Origin of the sequence: Longimicrobium sp. (assembly GCF_036554565.1) — a bacterium.
Classification (GTDB): Bacteria; Gemmatimonadota; Gemmatimonadetes; order Longimicrobiales; family Longimicrobiaceae; genus Longimicrobium.
In genome coordinates this window covers 1-7114 of sequence record NZ_DATBNB010000637.1, presented here as the reverse complement: position 1 = coordinate 7114, position 7114 = coordinate 1, and the positions used below count along the sequence as shown (strand labels likewise).

At 70.3% G+C, this 7114-nt stretch carries 5 protein-coding genes; 3 read left to right on the top strand and 2 right to left on the bottom strand.

Annotated features, from left to right (window positions below; genetic code table 11):
* Positions 1-291: 291 nt before the first annotated feature.
* The 3 genes from VIB55_RS17725 (at position 292) to VIB55_RS17715 (ending at position 3590) form a co-directional block, all read left to right on the top strand.
* Entirely contained in the window at positions 292-1311 is a 1020-nt protein-coding gene (locus VIB55_RS17725) for a GGDEF domain-containing protein (protein ID WP_331877997.1), read from the top strand.
* Positions 1312-1466: 155 nt separating this feature from the next.
* A complete protein-coding gene (locus VIB55_RS17720) occupies positions 1467-2483 on the top strand; it encodes a hypothetical protein (RefSeq protein WP_331877996.1) in 1017 nt (338 codons plus the stop codon).
* A 15-nt stretch (positions 2484-2498) separates the two neighbouring features.
* Complete coding sequence (locus VIB55_RS17715) at positions 2499-3590, top strand: tail fiber domain-containing protein (protein ID WP_331877995.1); 1092 nt, start codon at positions 2499-2501, stop codon at positions 3588-3590.
* 95 nt (positions 3591-3685) lie between these two features.
* On the opposite strand, the gene VIB55_RS17710 is transcribed toward VIB55_RS17715, so the two are convergent.
* The gene (locus VIB55_RS17710; RefSeq protein ID WP_331877994.1) at positions 3686-5074 is read right to left on the bottom strand and encodes a cytochrome-c peroxidase; all 1389 of its coding nucleotides are present in this window, start codon (positions 5072-5074) and stop codon (positions 3686-3688) included.
* A gap of 190 nt (positions 5075-5264) precedes the next feature.
* The coding region (gene ligD / locus VIB55_RS17705; protein WP_331877993.1) for a DNA ligase D at positions 5265-7114 on the bottom strand (1850 nt) is incomplete at its 5' end.

Sequence of the window (7114 nt, the reverse complement as noted above, 5' to 3'; positions counted from 1 at the left end):
TGATATCCTCCATGTTAACATATGTAAACGCGCACGGGAGACGTGTCAACCATCCACGAGATTGGACCCTCACGTCAGACCGATGCAGTTAACGCACGTAAACGACCCGCACGCCCTCACCCGCTGCGTGGCGGAAAGGGGGTTGCAGGGGCTTGCGTCAGAACGTTAGTATCTCCTGCCCGCTCACCCATCCGGTCCACTCGTTTGCCACCTGCGTCTCCGGCCGGCACGGTCCTGCGCCGGACCGGCTTCCCTCTCGGCGACTCCCTCCCGCGACTGCGGTCTCAGCCTGTGAAAACACCGGTCACCCCTACAGACCTTGAGTCGCTGGACCCCGGCGGGGGTGGAATTCCGTCCTGGTACCGCGACCGCATCATCTACGCGCTCGCCATCGCGGGGGCGGTGTTCCTGCTCCCCTTCGGCCTCAACAACGTCGTTCGCGGGCGGATGGGGCTGGGCATCGCCAACCTGGTCATCGTGGGGATGCTGGCGCTGAACGCACAGGCCCTTCGGCGCGGGCGCGCGCTCCCGATCCCGGTGGCGCTGGTCTTCGTTCCGGTGGCCGCAGGCCTGCCGCTGGGCATTCGCGCGCTGGGCTTCATGGCCGTGCTGTGGTGCTATCCGGCCGCGATGCTCTTCTTTTGCATGCTCCCGCGCCGGCTGGCCAACTTTCTCGCCGCCGGGATCGTGCTGTCCGTGGCGCCCATGGTGTACGTGGATATGGGGACGGGTGCCGCCGTTCGCTTCGTGGTCACGCTCACGCTGCTGGTGGTGTTCACCAACCTGTTCCTGGGGGTGATCGATTCGCTTCGCGACCAGCTGGTGCAGCAGGCGGTGCGCGACCCGCTGACGGGCGCCTTCAACCGCCGGCGCATGGACCGCGAGCTGCGGGCGGCGGCCGCGCGGGGGAGCGCGGCGTCGCTGCTGGTGATGGACATCGACCACTTCAAGCAGGTGAACGACCGCTTCGGCCACGCGGGTGGCGACGACGTGCTGGTGGCGGTGGCATCGGTCCTTGCCCGCGAGGCAGGCGGCGACCTGTTCCGATTTGGGGGCGAGGAGTTCGCGGTGCTCCTTCCCGGCGCCAGCGCGCGGGATGCCCTGCGCGAGGCGGAACGGCTGCGCCGCGCGGTCGGCGAGGGGGACGCCGGCAGGGCAGGGCGGGTTACGGTGAGCATCGGGGTGGCGGCGCTGCGCCCGGGCGACACCTGCGACACGTGGCTGCACCGCGCCGACGCCGCGCTGTACGAGGCCAAGCGGCTGGGGCGCGACCGCGTGGCATACGCCGAGGAGGCGCTCGCACCCGCCTGACAGGGGCGGGCGTGCCTGGCCCGCCACGTCGATTTCCGTCGGTCACGCCTGGATCGCGTTCAAAACTGTTGTACGGGACGGCACGATGCCTTAAATTTCCCCGCATCGACCCTCCCGACCCTCCGCTGGTCCGGCTCGTCTCCCTGGTCAACGCCATGCTATCTCTCGACAAGCGCCCATCGCGGGTGCTTCCCGCGCTGTTTCTCGTGGTTCTCGCCTCGGCGTGCACCGACGGCCCGCTCGCACCCGGAACCAAGCCCACGCCCACCCGCCTGGCCGCGCTGCAGTGCGTGGTGCACGTGGCCTCTGCCGCCATGGCGTGCAAGACGCTGGATCCTCCCGGCACCGGCGCGCTGACGAACCGCGTCGTGGGCGGGCAGGACACGTACGTGAAGCTCACCAATACGAACACCTCGTATTCCGCGGGAACGGGAATCTTCAAGACCGACGTGCGGGTGCAGAACCTCACCCAGCTGACCATGGGCACCGACGGCATCACGGTGTCCGGGGTGCAGGTGTTCTTTTCGCAGGGGCCGTCCACCACGACGGGTACGGTGACGGTCGCCAACCCCGACGGCAACGGCACCTTCCTGAACGGCGCCGAAACCCCGTATTTCGACTACGCGCAGACGCTTGCGCCGATGGAGATCTCCTCGGCCAGGGAGTGGCGGTTCCAGGTGGCGGGCGGGGCGACGACCTTTACCTTCCGCGTGTACGTGAACACCGAGACGGCCAGCAGCGGCCCGCTGCAGGGGCCCACGTGGGATGGTTCGGAGAGCTCCGCGTGGTTCACGGCCGCCAACTGGCTGGACGGCGTGGTTCCCGACGGCACCAGCGCCGCCATCGTGCCCCCCGCCGCACAGATCCCCGGGGCCACGATGCCGGTGCTCACCGCGAACGCCTCGGTCCTGCACCTGCGCGTGGGCGACGCGAGCACCCTGGGCCTGGGCGGCTTTACGATGGCCGTCGGGGGCAACCTGGACGCGCCAGGCACCATCTCCAACGGTTCCGTGACCCTGACGGGTACCGGGGCACTGCTGCGGGGGTACATCCCCGCCGCCACCGTTACCGGCAGCACGTTCCTGCAGGGCGCGGCGAAGGCGTCGGGCCCGGTGTCCGTCACCGGCTCGCTGACCGTCGCCGACTCGGCTCTCTCCATTGCGGTTCCCTAACCCTTCGACTTCGCCATGACCAAGCTCCTCCGACTTTCGCTCGCGGTCGCCGCCCTGGCGCTGCTTTCTCAGCCCGCCCACGCCCAGAGCCCCACCGACTCGGCGTTCGCCGTCAGCAAGGGCGACTCGAGCCTCTTCCGGGTGAACCGCAACGGCACCGCCTTCTTCGGCGGCACCTACGATTCCGGCGCCTCCAACGGTGCGCCGGTGTCGGGCTCCGGCACCCGGATGTTCTGGTACCCCGGCAAGGGCGCGATCCGCGCCGGCGGCATCGACGGCACCCAGTGGGACGACGCCAATATCGGGCTGTACTCCACGGCGTTCGGCCAGAACGTCCGCGCCCTGGGCGACAACGCCATGGCCGTGGGGCTTCGTGCGGTGGCGGCCAACACCGGCACCGTGGCCATGGGCGAGGACGTGACGGCGACGGGCGCGTATTCGGTGGTGCTTGGCTACAAGGCCAGCAGCAGCACCAGCGCCGGGGCTCCTCGCCTGGGCACCTTCGTCTTCGGCGACCGGTCCACGACCACGGACACCATTCACGCCGAAGTCACGAACTCGGCGATGTGGCGGGTGGCCAACGGCTTCCGGATCTACACCAGCAGCAACCGGAGCACCGGCGTTACGTTCCAGTCCGGCTCCGCGGCGAGCAACTGGAACCAGAGCAATGCGGTGATCAGCACCAGCACCGGCGCCTACCTGCACACCAACGGCACCTGGACCAACGCCTCGGACGTGAACCGCAAGCACCTGTTCGCGGCCGTCTCGGGCGAGGACGTGCTCGGCCGGCTGCGCGCCATGCCCATCACGAGCTGGAGCTACCGGACCGAGAACACGGATGTCCGCCACATCGGGCCCATGGCGCAGGACTTCCGCGCCGCGTTCGGCTTGGGCGACGACGACAAGGTGATCAGCACGGTCGACGCGGACGGCGTGGCGCTGGCCGCCGCGCAGGCGCTGGAGGCCCGCACCACCGCCCAGCAGCAGCGGATCGAGGCGCTGGAGGCGCAGAACGCGGCCCAGGCGCGGGAACTCGCGGAGATGCGGGCCCGCATGGAACGCCTGGAGGCGCTGGTGACGGCGGGGCAGGGCGCCGCCCGACCCTGACCCACCCCCGCGAGACTACGAAGCCGCCGCCCCGGGACCCGGGGCGGCGGCTTCGTTTTCGTGCGGGTCGATCGGCCAGGCTGACGGCGCGTGGGTCAGCGGGGGAACGGGTCCGAGAACCGCTGCGCCGTGAGCTGGGTGTGGTCCGTCAGCGTTTCCAGGTAGGCGACGAGCGCGTTCCGCTGTGCGGGCGTGAGGTTCAGGCGGCGGGGCTTCCCGTCGGGGCCGCGCAGCCCCGGGTCCAGGTCGGGGTTGGGCTGGACTCCGGTGTCGTAGAAGCTCACCACCTGGTGCAGCGAGGTGAAGCGGCCGTCGTGCATGAAGCGGCCGCGGACGGCCACGTTTCGCAGCGAGGGAGACTTGAAGCGTCCGCCCCCGGCGCCCAGGTCGCTCGTCACCGCATCCAGCCCGATGTTCTGCGGCGCGTCGGTGACGTGCGCGTTCGTGGCATGGCACCCCGCGCACCCGCTGGACAGGAACAACTGGTGCCCCTGGCGTTCCTCGGGGGTGAAGCTGGCGAAGTCGTTCGAGTCGCCCGTTCCGGCGAAGGCCCGGTCGAACCGCGAGTCGGTGGAGGTCAGCGAACGGACGTACTGCGCCAGGGCGCGTGCCACGCGGGTGGAATCGATCCCCGCCGAGCCGAACGCGGCCTGGAAGAGGGCGGGGTAGTAGGGCGTCACCTGGAGCTTCCACACCAGGTTCTGCAGCGTCATCCCCATCTCCTTGCCGTCCTGGATGGGCTGAAGGACCTGCGCCTCGAGGCTGCCGGCGCGCTCGTCCCAGAAGAACCGGCCGGTCCGGTAGAAGCGCGCGTTCGTCAGCCCCATCGAGTGGCGGCCGGTGGTTTCGCCCCGGAACCCGCGGCTGACCCGGGCGGTGTCGGAGAACCCCGCCGCCTGCACGTGGCACGACGCGCACGACACGGCGTCGTTGGCCGAAAGCCGGCGATCGAAGAAGAGCACGCGGCCCAGCGCGGCGCCCGCGTCGGTGATGGGGTTGCCCGCCGGCGTGTTGTCGGTGGCCACCACCGTTCCGCCCAGCGCCGACGCCAGGTAGTGCGCGGGGAGCGGCACGCCCTGGTCGCTGTAGCGAAAGGGCGCGCCGGGAAGCTGCGGCGCGGCGAGCCCGCGGGAAAAGATCACCAGCGGAAAGGTCTGCGTGGCCTGCGCCCCCGTCGTGCCGGTGGCCGTCAGCGTGACGATGACGACCCCTGGTTCAGCCGGGGTTCCGCTGATCCGCCCATCCGACCCCTGCAGCCCTCCACCTCCCGGCGCGAACGTCAGCGTGTACGTCAGCCCGCTGCCGCGGAACGCCGTTCCCCCGAGCGTGGCGTCGAACTCGAACGGGGTACCCACCTCGGCGCCCTGCGTGGAGACCTGCGTGCGCACTTCGGGCGCTGCCTCGACCCCCGTGCTCGGGCCGTCGCAGGCAGCAAGCAGGAGCAATGCGAGCAGGGGCGCGCGAACCAGAAAGGAATTGGGCATGGAAGGGGTTCACACCGATGGAGGGGGGGCGCGGTCAGCCCGTTGGACAACCCGTTTGCGCCGCCCATACCGCCTCCCGCCGACGGGGGGACGGAAATGGACGGGTGGTGTCCACAAGTAACGGGGACACGCACGCGCGCACGTTTCAGAAGCTGGCGGGAACAGCGCCAAATTGAACGCAAATCGGGCCTTACGTCAACCCCACCGCGGCCCGCATCTGCTTGGTGATGGACTGGCGCGTGGTCCAGTAGTCCGCCCACGGGTCCGCCTGGAGCGACTGGATACGTTCGGCGACGGCCTGGGGGGTGAAGTCGTCCGTGCGGAGGTCCGCGGTCAATTCATCCCAGCCGATGGGGACGGAGACGGCGCCGGTGGGCCGCGCGCGGACGCAGTAGGCGCAGATGGCCGTAGCGCCGCGGCCGTTGCGCAGGTAATCGAGGAAGATCTTGCCCTTGCGCGCGGCTTTGGTGGCCTTGATCAGGTACTTGCCCGGGTTCCTGGCGCTCAGGTCCGCCGACAGGGCCCTGGTGAAGTCCTTCACCTCGTCCCACGACGAGCGCCGGGCGATGGGAACCACCACGTGCAGCCCCTTGCCGCCCGTGGTCTTCACCCAGCTGCGCAGGCCCAGCTCCTCCAGGCGGTCGCGCACCTGGAACGCCGCCGCCACCACGCGCGCCCACGGCACGTCCGGGGCAGGATCCAGGTCCATCACGAACTGGTCGGGCTTCTCGAAGCTGTCGCGGCGCGCGTTGGATACGTGCAGCTCCAGCGCGCTCATCTGCACCATGGCCACCAGCCCCGCGACGGAATCCACGTAGGTGTAGACGCGCGGGTCGCCGTCGTTCTCCAGGATGGTCGTCCGCCCTACCTGCGCGGGAAAGTGCTCGTCGCCGTGCTTCTGGTAGAAGCACTGCCCGCCCACGCCCTCCGGACAGCGGACGAGCGTCAGCGGGCGGTCGGCGATGTGCGGCAGCATCCACTCGCCGATCGCCTCGTAGTAGCGCGCCAGGTCCAGCTTGGTGGTGCCCAGGGCGGGGAAGAGCACCTTGTCGGGATTCGACAGGCGGATCCCCTCCACCTCCACGTCCGGCGCCTTTCCACGGCGCGGGGACGCGGCCCTGGTCGACGGCGGCACGGGGCGGCTGGACGGGGCCGGGGGCGCATCCTTGGACGCACCGCGCGCCGGTGGGCGGGCGCGGCCCTTGGCCGCCGCCGCGGACTCGCCGGCGGGGAGGGCGCGCGGGTCTTCGCGCACCACCTGCGTGGCCGGCTTGTCCTCCCGCAGCCCCTGGAAGACGGGATGGCGCAGGATGCCGTCCCCGGTCCACTCGGTGAACTCCACCTCGCACACCTGCGTGGGCTCCACCCAGGTGACTCCCGCAGGCTGGCGCCCCCGCCGCCCGAAGTCGGAAAACGGCGAATCCGCCCGCTTCAGCTTCTTCAGGCGGGCGTGCACCCGGCGCAGCACCTCTTCGTTGAAGCCCGTGCCCACCTTGCCGGAGTGCACCAGCTCGCCGTCGCGGTACACGCCCACGTGCAGCGCGCCGAAGTGCGACCGCGATCCGCGCGGCTCGGTGAATCCCCCGATGACGAACTCCTGGCGCAGCAGGCACTTCACCTTCAGCCAGTCCTTCGTGCGCTTCTGCGCGTAGGGCGCATCCGCCCGCTTGCAGATGATGCCCTCCAGCCCCATCGCGCACGCCTGCTGGTAGAACACTCCCCCGCTCCCCACGATGTGGTCGCTGAACCGCACCGCGCCGGCGGGATCGCCCGCCAGCAGCCCGCGCAGCGCCTCCTTGCGGGAGAGAAGGGGAGACCCGCGAAGGTCCATCCCGTCCAGGTGCATCAGGTCGAAGGCGTAGAACACCAGGTCCGCCGTGCGGCCGCTGCTGAGCACGTTCTGCAGCGCCTGGAAGCTCGACGTGCCGCCGGGCGTCAGCATCACCAGCTCGCCGTCCAGGATGGCGTCGCGGGCGGGCAGGGCAGCCAGGGCCGCGGCCATCTCGGGGAACTTGTCCGTCCAGTCGTTGCCGTTGCGGG